Here is a 14,725-nt window from a genome sequence, read left to right on the forward strand (position 1 = left end):
GAAATCTCGGGTGCTCTTTTTTTTGCGCATTTTTTTAAGAACTTGCGTACTGGACACGCCCCTCTCCTGGCTTTTTTGAAAGGTTTTCGTGTTGATTCGAAATAAAAAGAACTCTATATTCAATTTATATTGAATTATAAATTCTATTCATTTAGAATAAAGAAAATACCTAATGGAGGTTGATGTTATGAAGATTATGGATGCTGCGTTGCCGGAAGAAACGATTCACTTGTCTGTTGAACAGTCGCCGGTGTGGGAATGGATAGTCGGAATTGCGGGGTTTACGCACGGGCAATTGCGCCATACGTTTGAGCTGGATGAGGAATGGGCGCGTGATGCACAAGCGATGCCTGCTTCTTTATTGGATTTACTCGCGACTATTCAAGAGACGAATTTATGGTACGGCTTGTTGTTGGCGCAAAACGAGCTCGGTGCGCGGACGGTCGAGGAGTTTTCGAATCGGCTGGCGGATCTGTCCGATGAGCGATTTTATGATGTGCTGCTTCCCTACCATAGCCGGGCTGCCGAAGCTCTGCGGGAACAGGCGGCGCAACATCCTGAAGACATTAGCTGGTGGTCTCCATATGAGGAGTTATTTGAAGGGCATGCGTATTTGGACGGCTATGTGCAAGAACTTTACCGGCATTCGAGAGCGCAGCTTAGTGAATTGTTTATGGCTGTGTTGAGCGCATGGCAGGATTGGATGAGCGACAAGCCATATATCGCGAAATGGCTGCAGGCACTCGACTTTGAGGAAAAGCGGCATCGCGGGCTTGATGCGGCGAATGCGCGAAAGGAAATCGAACGCGTGGCGGGTGTTGACTATGCACCGGAGCCTGCCATTTGGTCGGTCAAGCTGATCCCGCATGTGTCTTACCGTCCGTGGCTGCTGACAATCCGGACGGCGGATGTGAAATTATTCTTCTATCCGGTCAGCGAACAGCAATTGCTCGACCGCGAAGTGCCGCCAAATGAATTGATCCAAGGGCATAAAGCGCTCGGGGACGGGCTGCGTTTGAATGTTTTGTATCATTTGCACCGCGGCCCCGCTTCCTTACAGGAATTGAGCGCTCACTTCAATATCTCGAAGACGACCTTGCACCATCAATTGGCCTTATTGAAAGCGGCGAAGTTTATCCAAGTCGAAAAAGGCGTCTATTCTGCCCGGCCGGAAAAGCTCGAGGCGTTTTCCGGGCAATTGAGCCGGTATTTAGGGCAGGACTGACGGGGTTATCTTGTGGAGGCAGAATGGATTGTTGCTTTTATTCCAATTATTTCGGTGAATTGTACGGATGAACTGGCTATTTTAGCCTAAGCCTTGTACACTTGCCCAAATGGTTGGATAGTATCTTCCGTTTAAAGGAGAGAGCATATGCCTCAGGAAAAAACGGCAGAATCCATCATCAGCGGGTTTACTGCGACCATCTTGCGGGAGCATTTCGGCAAAGGGCCAGGCTCCGTGCACGTAATTATTTACAACTGTTTCGTGTGCATCCAGATCCGGGAGTTTCTAGCCCCGATGGAAAGAATCCTGCTCGACCAAAACGAAAAAAACCGTGTGTTGAAAACCAGGGATTTACTGATGGTTGAATTGATGGCTGAGTTCAAGAAGAATTTTTGGAAAGAAGCCGACCTCGATGTCGTGGAATTATTCGCCGATTGGAATTTGGACGATTATTCCGGCATGATTCTCGGGGTATTGGAAGAACCGAAAGCCCATAAACTCCGGTGGCCAGAAGAGGTGGACGAGCCAGCACTCCGCAAAGAAGTGGTGCGCTTGAGCATCGCGGGACAGAAAGAACCGGACAAAACCCATTTCTATTGGCTCAGCGATCGGGTGCTTCTTATCGAACGGATCGGCATTTTCACCTTGCTGGAGAAAGAGTTGATCAAAAATGAATTCCAAGAAGCTTTGAAGCTTGCGAAACGGCCATTGGAATATATGCTGTTTGCCGAATCGGAAGTGCCTGCCATCGCCAAACGCCCGTTGATCGGCACCTATGTCGACTGGGACTTTGAAGAAGACAAAGGCTATGCCTTGTTGACGTTCAAGAAATAAGCATATATGAAACCCCTCGGCCCTGTCCTGGTAATGCGACAGGCCGAGGGGTTTATTAATTGCCCCTCATCTTTTGCACGGCCAAAAGAAACTTTGAGCTCCTAGTTTTTATGAATGCAATTTCCAAAATTTAGATAAATATTCATCGCAATCATTTCTTTCTAACTATTTTTCAAATACTCTGTTTACTTCCCAGGAAATATTGGGTATGGTGTAACTAGATTAACCGCCATTCAACTTAGCTCTTGTTTTACTCGATTTTAAAAACCAATCCAATAACGAACCGGTTGTATACACTAGACACAGTGCTAGAGGTAGCGCCAAAAAGAATGCTCTATTCTTTTTGGCGTTTTTTTATGGATTTTTGTCATGGATAACAGTTAAAAAGGAGGGGTTTGAATGATGATTGAATATGAACCATGCCACCAGGAAGGCGTAATGCTGTTATTTTCCGATCTGCCGGCAGTCCACACAGGAATTCCCGTCCGGCAATTGCTCAGCGCTTATGAAGTGCTTCCTGAGCGCCATTTGTATGTATGGCAGCATCACGAGAAAGTGGTTGGGGTAATCGGCATTCATAAACAGAAACAAACATTCGCTGTGCACCATATCTCCGTTCACCCTTCTTTCCGCAACCAGGGAATCGGCAGTTCCTTGGTGCACGGCGTCCAGGAACTGCATCTTCACTTAGCGATGTGTTCGACTCAGGAGACGAAAAACTTCCTGAACAAATGCTGGCAGAAACAATCGCTATTGGGGTGATTTCACGAGCTGGGTCCATTACCCGTAGAAAGGAAGAAGGACATGGAGACTTTATCAGCAAACGCAGTCGAAAAGCTCAAATCCTATTTAGGTGGGGAAATCGAGGTTTCAGCTAGCCAGACAATCATTAAAAAATCCCGTGAAATGAAAATTTGGCGGGATCGGCAATGTTTTACTTGCATCATCGAACACGATATTTCATTCGAGAAAATGAATGCGGATGGCACAGCCTTGAATCGTGCTGAAATCTTTTTGCTGCCGGAAGAATATCCTTGTTTCATCTTTTCCTTGAAGGATTTCCGCATCCCCTTACCGACCGATTACCGCCAGTGGCAGCACGTCAATCCGCATATCATCAGCGTGTGCATGGAATCGGTCGAAGCGCCTGAAGATTTCGCAGCCCGCCTAGCAGCTGCTTTTGGCGCGCTTGAAGAGTAAAGGCGGCTGAGCATTGAAAGAATTTCTTATGGCTAGCCTCCTTTTGGAAAAGGAGAAGTAAGAAAGTCGGATTCTCATATTCGGTACAAAAGCAATGTTTAATAATGGGATAAATGGATATAGATGTAATGTGCGCACAACACATCACCACAATCTATTTCAAGGAGGAATTGAACATGGCAAACCAAAATGATGGAAACAAAATGAGCAGAGAAGAAGCAGGACGCCAAGGCGGAGAAGCAACATCAAACAGCCATAACAAGGAATTCTACGAAGAAATCGGATCTAAAGGTGGACAAAACAGCAATAGCGGAGGGAATTCCACTAGCGGGAACAACTCCAATAATGACAATAAGATGAGCAGAGAAGAAGCAGGCCGTAAAGGCGGCAAAAGCAGCGGCAACTCCTAATGGCCAGTCGGCACTTTGACCAGGCTTTTACAGCTGGTTGAATTCATATAAAGCAACTCCCGGAAAAGCATTAAAAGCTTTCCCGGGAGTTGTTTGCTTTTTTAAGCGTTTTTCGGAGTGTATGCTTAATGGTAAAAGGAATGAGTTTCGCTCCACCTCGCTCGTGGAAGGGTTTTGCCCGTCCCCACCGAATGTATAAGGGACGTGATTTATCATGATATTCAGAGGAGGCCAATCGATGATTTCAAAAATTGGACAGGTCATGGTGTATGTACGCGATCAGGACGCAACAGTCGCATTTTGGACAGAAAAGATGGACTTTGTGGTCATACAGGACGCGGAAACCGACGGCATGCGATGGGTCGAAATCGCGCCTCGCAACGGTGCAGAGACTAGCTTCGTCTTGCAAGACAAGAATTTACTCGAGCAGATGGATACAGGCTTGAGCTTGGAGACACCGTCTTTATTGTTTTATGCAGACCAGTTTGAACAGCTGCGCAACGGACTCGCCGATAAAGGCGTCACGGTCGGCGATATCATCGAAATGCCGACCGGCCGGACATTCAATTTCGCAGATGCGGAAGGCAATTATTTCGCGGTGCTCGAGACGCGTTGACCCATGAAAAAAGAGCTTGGAGAATATCCTCCAAGCTCTTTTGTGTACTATTATTTTAGGTTTTTGCGGATGTATGCAGCGATTTTACGCAATTCTTTTGAATGCGGACGGCCGAATGGGCTCGTTTGTTGCTGCTGGTACATAAGCTTGCCTTCTTCGTCGAGCAAGTAATACGCTGGCTCGCCGTGAATGCCGTGATCTTCGTACAACGCGTCTTCTCCATGATAGTAGACACCGTATTGTTTCAGGATGTCTTCTGTTGCATCGGCCAAGATTGGAGAGGTCAAGCCGTGCTTTTCTTTCATTTCGTTAAGGTCTTGCTGGTTGTCTGTTGACACGAACGTGAAATGGATGTCCTTGCCTTCAAAATACGACAAGTTTTCCTGGATATCCTGTAATTCTTCGTTACATACTGGGCACCATGAGCCTCTGAAGAAAATGACGAAGCGCCAGCCTTTGCGTTCAGATAAATCCTGTTGTAGTGAGTAGTCTCCGCCTTCAGCGCGCGGCAATGTAAATGATGGGGCTGAATCCCCTAATTGTAATCTATTCATGAAAATGCCTCCTCTATTATATAAGTAGTTTACCCGGAATAATCGGTTTTAACCTTTTCTGCACTTTATTTCCATTGGAGCAAGCCGTTCAGATCCTCAAACACATAGTCCGGCTCCAAGCCAAGCTGTTCGACCGGCACCCCTTTGCGGTTGATCCAGGCGGTACGGAAGCCAAAGTTTTTCGCGCCGGAGATGTCCCAGCCGTTTGATGACATGAACAGGATTTCGTCGCGCTCCAGCTGCAATTGGCCCAACACGTATTGATACGCGGCCGGTGCCGGCTTGAACTGCTTGATCTCATCGACACTGACAGCTTTGTCTAGCAAGTCCTTGATCCCAGCGTTTTCGATCAAAGGGTCGAGCATATCGTGCGAACCGTTCGAGAACACGACGAGTTGATGGTCCTGTAGTTGTTTCAATACCGCTTCCGATTCTTCATAAAGCGGCAAATGCAAGTAAGCGTCCATCAATTGCCGCTCGATGTCATCTGTCGTTTCGAGCCCTTCGTCTTCCAGCGCGTATTTCAAGGCACTGCGGGTGCCGGCGTACAAGGTATCATATTTTCCCATAAGCTGGCGCATCATGAAATATTCCACTTGTTTCGTGCGCCAGGTTTGGCTAATGGCGTCGCCGTGGCTGGGAAACACCTCTTCGCATTGCTCTTTGATGGCGATGACGTCGAACAATGTGCCATACACATCGAAGACGAACGCTTTGATCGGTTTATCCATGTGATGGTCCTCCTCTTATTTCGCTAATGAATTTCACTGCTTTTCCTTGTATCCCCGTTTGAACGAAAAAATAACGGCATAGAAAAAAGCATCTGCTGTGAGATGCTTCAGAGAAATTTTAGTTGTCTCGTTTTTTATCATTTTCCAAGTTCCTGATGAAGCTTTCATCCTTTTTCTTTTCGATGAAAGTCCAGACTGCAAAGATGAGTATGAAAATAACGAGCACAAGAATTGTGGAAAAGAAGACAAAATCGAAATCCATTTCTTTCACCACTTGGTCAGCGCCCGCTCTTTGGGTATGATGCATCCAGCTGCTTTCGTAGTCCATGAAAGTGAACGATAGGAAGAGGCCAAGAACGAGCCCACCAGCTGTGGATAGGAAAAACTTCTTCATTTACCTGGCTCCCTTATGCTCAGTCAATCCATCGAGCAGATTTTCTGACGACAGATAGCTATAGAGTTCCTCGGCATCTTTTTCTTTTAACGTATAGAGCGCGTGAGTATCGGACTCGTCCATGACGGAAACTTGATCTGCTGATACCCATAAATAGAATGTCTTTCCTCCGAAGTCCAGTTGGAAATCCGGATCCACTACATCCGCCACGCCCTGGAGTTTATCGGCACGCGAAATGGCATCGGCGAATAACTCAATCGTTTGTGCATCGGTCACTTCGGTACGCGTGCTTTCTCTCAATTCCCCGAAACGCTCCATTTGGTACAAGATGAGTTTGTCCGCGTTCCGTTGTTCGGCGCCAATTAAGCTGTTCTGGCACGCTGATAAAACGAACGCTACGAACAAGCACATCAGCACGACCGACAGTTTCTTCATGAGCTTTCTCCCCTTGCGGCTAGTTCGAGGATTGCTGAAATAGCGGCTTCGATTTGCTGTTCATTCGCTACGGTAAACAAATAATCCGCTTCGCCTGGTGTGGGCGTAACGCCGGGGCCCTCGAGAGATTCGACTCGTTGCCGCTCAAGCACATCGCAAAAGGAAGCAACAGTGCGCAAGATGGAAGTATCACGCCGGGCTCGATCGATTCTCGCTTCGAGCACACTGTCCGCGATGTCAAAGTTCATCAAAATAGTCGTGAAACCTTTGCTTTGGTAAAACTCCAACAGCTTCAAGCGGCCTTTTCGGTTGCGATTGGCGTTGCACAAAATGATGTGGCAATCGGTTTGATCGACCGCATAATCGACGATGGTCTGCGTCAGGGCATACTTGATCGCATTCGCCCCTTGCTTGGGGACCAGCGCTGGATAATAGTTCCGCAAGATTTCTGCGTGATTGTCCTGGTCGATGACGATGGCATTGGCCAGTCGCCGCTCGAGTGCTTGGGCAAATGTCGTTTTGCCGCTATGGGTTTTGCCGACCGTCATCACCGCTACTCGGTTCATGGATGCCACTCCTTGCACGTATTTCACAAGACGGAAGCTGCGCGATTCATGAACGCAATGAGGTGTTCTTGATCTTCTGGGTAATCGTGAAGCACTTCTTTCAGTTCTGCCTCGGTTTGCCATGCAATTTCTTCGATTTCGTAATCAGGGTCCTGATAACATAGATTGCCTGAGACCACCTTGCACAGAAAGTAATGGCTGGTGACTTCGTACTGGCCAATTTGCACGTTTTTCGTATGCAGCTGTTCTTTCACATCGATGTGAAAGCCCGTTTCTTCCCACACTTCCCTCACACACGCTTCCTGCGGGGATTCGCCTATTTCAATTTCTCCAGACGGGATGCTCCACTTGCCAGATGTCTTTGACTTCACCATGAGGATCTTGCCACTCTCAATGACCACTCCAGCCGTACCCCGCCAATATTTTTTAGCTTCTTTCACACCGCTACCCTCCATGTATTGGTTTACCTTAAATATAATCGAGAATTTTGATGTCCATTTCATCCAGTACGCCAATTTCTTCTTTTGTGTCCCATAGCTTCATTTCCGTTGTTTCATCATTTGGAATAAAGGGCTTCAGCTTCTCTACCGTTCCGAGAAAAACAGGATTGTATTTGATTTCCTGCGTATCTGTGTGCTGAAGTTTGAGCAAGCCTTTGAACTCCAAGTCCTCAAGCTGCTGTCCTGATTCTTCGTATAACTCCCGGATGGCACACTCTTTTGAGGTTTCCTGTCCTTCTCTCGCGCCAGCCGGCAATTCCCATTGCTGTCGCCATTTGTTGTAGACCATGAGCGTTTTGCCGCCGCATCGAACAACTGCAAACGACCCTGCAATGGACTCAAACTGAAGAATGTCTTGTTCTTCCACAAATAAAAAATCCAGAAATTGAAACCCATGGCTTCTTGTTGTGTTCATCGAAAACTCTCCTCTGTCGTGCCTCACGTTTGAAAATCTAACACTGTCATTCGGTCGTCAATGCAATTTCTTCCACTTGGCCGTCCCATTTGATCTGTACATCCAGTTCCTCGCCGCGCTGGATGACCGCACAGCCTTCGCAGGCGCTCTTGCCGACCACTACTTCCCCTTCACCGACAGCGACATTGGCACTGGTTCCTCCTGCAGTTGATTCGATGGAATAGATAATCGTTTCAGGCACTGGGTCTTGGCCGGTGTAGACGATTTTGCCGGTTGCTTCTTTGCTGTCTTCTGAAGTCACATCCACCGTGTAAAAGACATCCCAATTATCGCTGCTTCCATTGAATTGATAGCGGTCGCCTTCTGAACAGCCGCCGAGAACAAACAGCATTGCCAACAGGTAAATTACTTTTCTCATGAGACACGAACCCCTCTCCCGATTAGTCGATCTGACTTAGGAACAATTCGAGTGTTTTGGTATGCAAATCCGCTTGTTCGGCATGAACCAGATGAGACGCGAACGGAATGACCGAGGCGTGCACATGCTCATGCTTTCCTGAGTAATACAGGACGCTTTTCGTTTCGTTCGGGTTTCCTTCACCTGCCATGCATAGAACCGGTGCGTCAATATCCGACAGGTCTTGCGTTTCTTCAAAGGGATACCAGTCCTCGGACTGCCCCATTTCGATGAACTTGCGCCAATCGGCTTTGTGCATTTGATTATAGTAAGTGACGGCTTCTGCGTAATGCAAAATTTGTCGCCATTTGTGAGTCTCCTGCTTGTGCAATTCCGGCCAATTGTCTGGTTTCTCGGCAATCACGCCGGAGATTACCAGGCTTTTCACTTTCGCAGGGTACCGTTTCGCGAAAAATATGCCGACCAAAGCCCCGAGCGACGCACCGATAATATGAGCAGATTCGATGCCTAGATGGTCGAAGGTTTCTGCCAAATCGGCCGCATTGTCTTCAAAAAATCGGTCCAGTTTGTCGCTGACCGATTCTCCATGCCCCCGCAGATCAGGCAAAACAACATGGTAGCGATCTTTAAGATGATCTCGCTGAAACTCAAAATCAGTAAGCCCTGTTAATAAGCCATTATGTAAAAACACCAGTGGCTCGCCAGTTCCAAAGCTTTCGGTATGCAAGATCATTTTATCGCCCCTTTTCGTTGAATGAAATAGATGCGTAAATCATTATTAAGATTAGATATTATTGAAAATATGGGTAATTCTAGTATAACTTACTTTAACAGATAATTCAGTAATAAGCCTTATATTTTTATCCGATCGAGTGGTCTAATAGCATCAACAGGAAGAATGCTACCTGTGTCAAACTATAGATGAGGCAGATGCAATTCGGTTCACCTGTCCACCCCCTGCATCCGTTACAATAAGGACAGGGGGAATCCGCATGTACAGAGCTTTTTTATACATACTCGTTTTATCTATTTTGGCATTTGTGATATGGGGCAGCTTTTTTGAGATCCAGTTGAAAATCACCCTAAGTTTAATCGTGTTGACATCTTTGCCGTTCATTCGCAAAAAGCTCTATAAGGACGAGGCGCTCTTTCGAAAAGGCAAGGCCGCCCTCTACGCTTCCGTTTTTTTGACGGCTTGCGGTTTACTTATGATTATGGGTTCAATGCTGCTAGATAAAGGGATGGATTTCGCAGCGTTTGGGTTTATTTTTTTCTTGTTTGTCATTTTCTTATTTGGAAGCGTCGTTTACGGGATTCCGGTTTCGTCGTTTTCTGATTTAGTAACTGCCCAGACAACACGCTACCGGCTTCCGCTCGCTTTTCTTATTCATTTGGGGTTTGGCCTCTTGTCTTACCTGTTTCTCGGACCGCTTATGTACTTCGCGGTAATTGTGGCAGTGGTCTTTTTCGTGTTTGATGAGGTTTTGCGAAAAAAGACATTTCCCCAAATTAAAATGGGGGTTTAGCTTTGACTATGCTTCGTTCATTTGCTATTAAGTCGCCTAAAACGTTCTTCTTTTCATTTTTATCTAACTACTTTAAAAGAGCCTATACTCTGTCAAGAGTATAGGCTCTTTTGCATATTCTTTACGCTTTTAACAGTTTCGCATTGATTGCGACGATAACCGTGCTCAAACTCATGAAAACGGCACCGACAGCTGGACTGACGATGATTCCCCACGGTGCCAGGACACCGGCCGCGAGCGGAATGGCGAAAATATTGTAGCCTGTTGCCCACCAAAGGTTCTGAATCATTTTACGGTAGGTTTTTTTCGACAAATCAATGAGTGCGACGACATCGTTCGGATTGCTTTTGACGAGCACGACGTCTGCCGTTTCCATCGCAACGTCGGTTCCTGCGCCGATTGCGATGCCGAGGTCGGCCGTCGCAAGTGCTGGGGCGTCGTTCACGCCGTCTCCGGTCATGGCAACACGCCAGCCTTTGTCTTTGATTTTCTTGATTTGGTTCGCTTTGTCGTCCGGCAGCACTTCGGCGTAAACTTCCTCGATGCCGAGCTGTGCGGCGACCCAGTTGGCGACTTTTTGATTGTCACCCGTCAGCATGATCGAATGGATGCCTTTTTCTTTCAAGGCCGCAACTGCTTGTTTTGCTGTATCACGTACCATATCGGCAAGAGCAATCATGCCAGCAAGCTTGTTATCAGCCAAGACGAAGACAACTGTCTTGCCTTCTTCTGATAATGCGTTAAAGACGGATTCGTCATAAGGCAAGTTCTCCCCTTTAATATAGCCGGGGCTGACGACGTTGATCTTTGTGCCCTCTAGTTGGCCTTGTATGCCTTTACCGGTGATCGATTCGAAATCGGTGACTTTGCCGATCGCCAAGTTGCGCTCTTTTGCCGATTGGACGATTCCCGTCGCAATCGGGTGTTCCGAGTTCTGCTCGATAGCTGCGGCGAGCTGCAATACTTGTTCTTTGCTGTATCCGTTACTTGCGATAATGTCGGTGACCCCAAACTCACCCTTCGTCAGGGTTCCCGTTTTATCGAAGACAACGGCGTTCAAATTGCGTGCGCCCTCAAAATCGGCACGGTTGCGAATTAATAAGCCTTGCTTCGCTGAAATCGATGTCGATACTGCGACGACGAGCGGCGCTGCGAGACCGAGTGCATGCGGACAAGTGATGACCATGACCGTCACCATGCGTTCGATAGCAATATCAAAGGAATAGCCGAGTGCGAGCCAAGCGAACAGTGTGGCAAATCCGGCAGTGAGCGCCAAATAAAACAGCCATTTGGCGGCACGATTCGTTAAATCCTGCGTCCTCGACTTCGATTCCTGTGCTTCTTTGACCATCGTGATGACTTGGGACAAATACGAATCTTCTCCTGTCTTCTCGACTTCCACGACGAGTGAGCCTTCTTTATTGACCGAGCCGCCGATGACCGTGTCACCATCCTCTTTTTCAACCGGGATCGATTCACCCGTTAGCATCGATTCATCGATTGCGGAACGGCCTTCGACGATGACGCCGTCGACCGGGATTTTCTCACCCGGCTTGACCAGTACCCAATCCTTGTTGCGGATTTCGGACAAAGGCACATCTTCAACTTGTTTGTCGTCATTCAAACGATGTGCTTCATTCGGCATCAATTTGACAAGCTGTTCGAGCGCATTCGACGCCCCCATAATGGAACGCATTTCAATCCAATGCCCTAGCAACATGATGACGACGAGCGTCGCGAGCTCCCAGTACAGCTGATTGCCGTCCCACCCGAACACGACGAGCGTGCTATAGCTGTAGGCGATGGTGATCGCGAGCGCAATCAAGGTCATCATGCCTGGATTTTTATCTTTCAACTCTGCGATGCCGCCTGTGAGAAATGGCCAGCCGCCGTAGAAAAAGACGATGGTCGATAAGGCGAACAACACATACATGTCGTTATCGAAGCGCCAATCAACGCCGAGAAAATGCTGAATCATTGGCGAAATCGCAAGTACGGGGAGAGTCAAAATCAGCGAAATGAAAAAGCGCTTCTTGAAATCCTCCACCATGTCCTCGTGTCCCCCGTGCCCATGATGGCCATGTCCGCTTCCGTGACCTTCATGTTCTTTGTGCTTATGATCAGTGTGCACATGCTCTTTTTGGACGGCTGAATTGTCTTGATGCATGCCGTGATGATCTGTACCTGATGATTGATCAGCTGTATGCGTTTTGGTTTCGTCATGTTTTGCCATTAGCCTTCACCTCTTGAATCATTTTTCGGTTCTCTTGCTGTTCATTATAAGCGTTAACTATCGAGAAATTGTCGAGAATAGCCAAATATGCCTTATTCGGGGGTTTGTGCAGTTTCTATGGAATTTCCATGGAGTTTGACACATTCCGTTTACTTTCAGGTCGAGCGGGAAATCTCCTTACTGACAAGTTAAATCTACTAAGGAGGTTTTTGAAATGGCTCACGAACAACCCCAACAATTGCTCGAAACGCTGCACGAGTGTATGGCAGCGTGCAACCATTGCTTCGACGCTTGCCTAAAGGAAGACGAGGTTAAGATGATGGCGGAATGCATCCGGCTTGACCGGGAATGTGCAGATATGTGCGCTTATCTCGAACAAGCAATTACCCGCAATTCACCTTTCGTCTCACAACTGGCCAAAGTGTGTGCAGAGATCTGCCAGACATGTGGAGACGAGTGCCAGAAACACGCCGATATGCACGATCATTGCAACCACTGTGCGGAAGCGTGCCACAGATGCGCAGAAGCATGCCGTTCAATCGCATAAGACAAAGAAATCCATCCGGAAATATTCCGGATGGATTTCTTTGTGTAGTTATTCTGTTTCGTTCAACCATTTATAGCCGACGCCCCATACGGTGAGGAAATGCTTGTCGACCGGAAAGCCAGATTGACGGATTTTCTCCCGGACGTTGCGGACGTGGGAGTCGATCGTGCGCCCTTCTGTTTCCGAGTCATAACCCCAGATGAGCAAAATCAATTGGTCGCGTGAAAATACTTTGCCGGGGTTCTTCACTAACTGCCCGACCATGAAAAATTCTTTCGGCGTCAGTTTGATGGGCGCGCCCAAATAGCTCAGCTCAAATCGTTCTTCATTCCATTTCAAGCCGCCCACTTCAATAATATTTTTCGGCGCCTGCCGCCTGAGCAGCGCTTCGATGCGGGCGAGCAATTCTTCTTCATTGAACGGCTTGGTGATGTAATCATCCGCCCCAAGCTTGAGGCCTTTGACGATGTCTTCCTGCTGTTCGCGCGCTGTCAGCATAATAATCGGCACATCGGAAAAGTCCCGGATTTTCGCACATAGCTCAAAGCCGCTCATGTCCGGCATCATGATATCGAGCAGCACCAAGTCAAACGCCTGTGAGTCCAAATAGCGTAGCGCTTCCTGCGCCCCTTGAGCTTTGGTGCAAGAATATTGATGAGGCGTTAAATACAGCGACAATAAATCGAGCATGCGCCGTTCATCATCAACCAATAGGATTTTCTGCATCGTTCTCCCCTCTTTCCAATTGAATCGTCACCGTTGTTCCAGCATCCGGCTCGGAATCGATGCTGATGCGCCCGCCGTGGGATTCGACCAGTTCCTTGGCGATGGCGAGGCCAAGCCCACTGCCGCCGGACTGCCGGGATCTGGATTTGTCGACGCGGTACAAGCGGTCGAAGACAAACGGCACGTCTTGTTGCGGAATGCCTTCGCCCTCGTCTATTACGCTGATGAGAATAGAAGTTTCGTCTTGTCTCGCTTCTAACGTCACTGTCGTGTTCGGCTCCGAGTGCTTGCGCGCATTGTCGAGAATATTGAGCAGCACTTGCTGGAAACGTGCCGGGTCGATCCAAGCGGTAAGGTCTGGTTCGCATTCGACCGTGAATGAAATGTTTTTTTCATCAAATGCCGGCCGCACAAGCGATGCCACGGTATGGCACAGGGCATCAATTGGCACAAGCTCTCGTTGGATGGAAAATTGGTTATGGTCCAGCTGAGCGAGTTCGAACAATTGCTTGATGAGCACCGTTAAATGGCCGGTTTCTTCTCGGATGATGGCAAGGTATTCCTGGCGTTCTTGTTCTGATAGCCCCGGCCGGCTTGCGATATCGGCATAGCCTTTCATATAGGTGAGCGGCGTACGAAGTTCATGCGAGATGCTTGCCAGAAAATCGTTGCGTTCTTGCTTTAAGCGGTCCAGGTCAGTCGACAGCCGGGTGATGGCGTTCGCGAGTTCTCCCAGTTCGTCGTTGCGTTCGATATCGAGCGCCACTCCGCCTTGCCCTTTGCCGAGTTGTTCGGTCGCTTTTTTGATGCGAATAAGCGGCAAAGTGATCAAACGCGACAAGAGGAAAATGGTGATGACCGTCAGAACGATCGAAATAAGGCCGCCGAGAATGAATTGGTTTCTCATACGCTCGACCATTTCCTTGATTTGACTCGTTTCCGCGAACATCAGCACATGCCCCTGGTGCTCACCCCCGATGGTGATGGGACTGTCGGTAGCGATAAAGCGTTCGTCCTGCCAATTGTCTTCGAGGATTTCTCCTTGTTCCGGAACTTCTTCGATATCGGTATGGCCGAGCACTTCACGCATCTCCGGTTCGATCTGATCGGAATGGGTCAGTTCCTCGCCCGCTTCGTCCGTGATGATGACGATAAAATCCGATGACGATTCCATCATTGCCACGTGCGACAACGTGGTGTCATTGAAACTGTCCTCGAGCACCTCACTATGCGTATTGCCCCGCGCCAATAAATTCGACATCACTTCATCAACGCGTTCATTGACGAAGGTGAAGTACAGTGTTGAGAACAAGAATAATTCAATACTGACGATGAACACGAAAAACAATAAGCCGATTTTTAATGCCAGTTTATTTAACATAGACTCCCTCTTTC

General features: G+C 48.0%; 20 protein-coding genes. 8 read left to right on the forward strand and 12 right to left on the reverse strand.

The genetic code is table 11. The features are described 5' to 3' along the window. The first annotated feature begins 187 nt into the window (after positions 1-187). The 6 genes from AY633_RS04195 (at position 188) to AY633_RS04220 (ending at position 4,285) form a co-directional block, all read left to right on the forward strand. Entirely contained in the window at positions 188-1,225 is a 1,038-nt protein-coding gene (locus AY633_RS04195; protein WP_068486762.1) for an ArsR/SmtB family transcription factor, read from the forward strand. 147 nt (positions 1,226-1,372) lie between these two features. Further along, complete coding sequence (locus AY633_RS04200; RefSeq protein WP_068486765.1) at positions 1,373-2,059, forward strand: Na-translocating system protein MpsC family protein; 687 nt, start codon at positions 1,373-1,375, stop codon at positions 2,057-2,059. Positions 2,060-2,458: 399 nt separating this feature from the next. Next, positions 2,459-2,821: a GNAT family N-acetyltransferase gene (locus AY633_RS04205; protein ID WP_068486767.1), complete on the forward strand. Its 363-nt coding sequence runs from the start codon at positions 2,459-2,461 to the stop codon at positions 2,819-2,821. Between the two features lie 42 nt (positions 2,822-2,863). After that, the gene (locus tag AY633_RS04210; RefSeq protein WP_068486769.1) at positions 2,864-3,259 is read left to right on the forward strand and encodes a hypothetical protein; all 396 of its coding nucleotides are present in this window, start codon (positions 2,864-2,866) and stop codon (positions 3,257-3,259) included. A gap of 176 nt (positions 3,260-3,435) precedes the next feature. Then, a complete protein-coding gene (locus tag AY633_RS04215) occupies positions 3,436-3,669 on the forward strand; it encodes a KGG domain-containing protein (RefSeq protein WP_068486771.1) in 234 nt (77 codons plus the stop codon). A gap of 238 nt (positions 3,670-3,907) precedes the next feature. Continuing rightward, the gene (locus AY633_RS04220; RefSeq protein ID WP_068486772.1) at positions 3,908-4,285 is read left to right on the forward strand and encodes a VOC family protein; all 378 of its coding nucleotides are present in this window, start codon (positions 3,908-3,910) and stop codon (positions 4,283-4,285) included. A gap of 50 nt (positions 4,286-4,335) precedes the next feature. On the opposite strand, the gene AY633_RS04225 is transcribed toward AY633_RS04220, so the two are convergent. The 9 genes from AY633_RS04225 to AY633_RS04265 all read right to left on the reverse strand — a co-directional run bounded on the left by AY633_RS04225 (position 4,336) and on the right by AY633_RS04265 (position 9,031). Beyond that, on the reverse strand, positions 4,336-4,839 hold the full coding sequence (locus tag AY633_RS04225; RefSeq protein ID WP_068486773.1) for a peroxiredoxin family protein: 504 nt from the start codon (positions 4,837-4,839) through the stop codon (positions 4,336-4,338). Positions 4,840-4,904: 65 nt separating this feature from the next. Next, positions 4,905-5,570, reverse strand: a complete 666-nt coding sequence (locus AY633_RS04230; RefSeq protein WP_068486775.1) for a haloacid dehalogenase type II — start codon at positions 5,568-5,570, stop codon at positions 4,905-4,907. Between the two features lie 118 nt (positions 5,571-5,688). Continuing rightward, the gene (locus tag AY633_RS04235; RefSeq protein WP_068486776.1) at positions 5,689-5,964 is read right to left on the reverse strand and encodes a hypothetical protein; all 276 of its coding nucleotides are present in this window, start codon (positions 5,962-5,964) and stop codon (positions 5,689-5,691) included. Further along, entirely contained in the window at positions 5,965-6,399 is a 435-nt protein-coding gene (locus tag AY633_RS04240; RefSeq protein ID WP_068486778.1) for a hypothetical protein, read from the reverse strand. It abuts the gene before it with no gap. Then, positions 6,396-6,965 carry an AAA family ATPase gene (locus tag AY633_RS04245; protein ID WP_068486779.1) on the reverse strand — a complete coding sequence of 190 codons (570 nt, stop codon included), beginning with the start codon at positions 6,963-6,965 and terminating at the stop codon, positions 6,396-6,398. Before AY633_RS04245 ends, AY633_RS04240 begins: the two co-directional genes overlap by 4 nt. Before the next feature lie 23 nt (positions 6,966-6,988). Continuing rightward, a complete protein-coding gene (locus AY633_RS04250) occupies positions 6,989-7,405 on the reverse strand; it encodes an NUDIX hydrolase (protein ID WP_068486780.1) in 417 nt (138 codons plus the stop codon). A gap of 28 nt (positions 7,406-7,433) precedes the next feature. Beyond that, the gene (locus tag AY633_RS04255) at positions 7,434-7,880 is read right to left on the reverse strand and encodes an NUDIX domain-containing protein (RefSeq protein ID WP_068486783.1); all 447 of its coding nucleotides are present in this window, start codon (positions 7,878-7,880) and stop codon (positions 7,434-7,436) included. Between the two features lie 46 nt (positions 7,881-7,926). Then, positions 7,927-8,298, reverse strand: coding sequence for a hypothetical protein (locus AY633_RS04260; RefSeq protein ID WP_068486784.1), 372 nt, complete (start codon positions 8,296-8,298; stop codon positions 7,927-7,929). A gap of 22 nt (positions 8,299-8,320) precedes the next feature. Further along, positions 8,321-9,031 (reverse strand): alpha/beta fold hydrolase, encoded by a 711-nt coding sequence (locus tag AY633_RS04265; RefSeq protein WP_068486786.1) that lies wholly within the window; start codon positions 9,029-9,031, stop codon positions 8,321-8,323. A gap of 259 nt (positions 9,032-9,290) precedes the next feature. Between AY633_RS04265 and AY633_RS04270 the strand changes: the two genes are divergently transcribed. After that, on the forward strand, positions 9,291-9,824 hold the full coding sequence (locus AY633_RS04270) for a hypothetical protein (protein WP_068486788.1): 534 nt from the start codon (positions 9,291-9,293) through the stop codon (positions 9,822-9,824). 121 nt (positions 9,825-9,945) lie between these two features. Here AY633_RS04270 and AY633_RS04275 read toward each other — a convergent pair whose 3' ends face one another. After that, complete coding sequence (locus AY633_RS04275; RefSeq protein WP_068486790.1) at positions 9,946-12,057, reverse strand: heavy metal translocating P-type ATPase; 2,112 nt, start codon at positions 12,055-12,057, stop codon at positions 9,946-9,948. Between the two features lie 214 nt (positions 12,058-12,271). Between AY633_RS04275 and AY633_RS04280 the strand changes: the two genes are divergently transcribed. Further along, on the forward strand, positions 12,272-12,604 hold the full coding sequence (locus AY633_RS04280; RefSeq protein WP_068486792.1) for a four-helix bundle copper-binding protein: 333 nt from the start codon (positions 12,272-12,274) through the stop codon (positions 12,602-12,604). 48 nt (positions 12,605-12,652) lie between these two features. Here AY633_RS04280 and AY633_RS04285 read toward each other — a convergent pair whose 3' ends face one another. Next, positions 12,653-13,330, reverse strand: coding sequence for a response regulator transcription factor (locus AY633_RS04285; RefSeq protein WP_068486794.1), 678 nt, complete (start codon positions 13,328-13,330; stop codon positions 12,653-12,655). Continuing rightward, positions 13,308-14,711 carry a sensor histidine kinase gene (locus AY633_RS04290; RefSeq protein ID WP_068486796.1) on the reverse strand — a complete coding sequence of 468 codons (1,404 nt, stop codon included), beginning with the start codon at positions 14,709-14,711 and terminating at the stop codon, positions 13,308-13,310. Before AY633_RS04290 ends, AY633_RS04285 begins: the two co-directional genes overlap by 23 nt. Positions 14,712-14,725 lie beyond the last annotated feature (14 nt).

Origin of the sequence: Planococcus maritimus (genome assembly GCF_001592825.1) — a bacterium.
Taxonomy (GTDB): domain Bacteria; phylum Bacillota; class Bacilli; order Bacillales_A; family Planococcaceae; genus Planococcus; species Planococcus maritimus_C.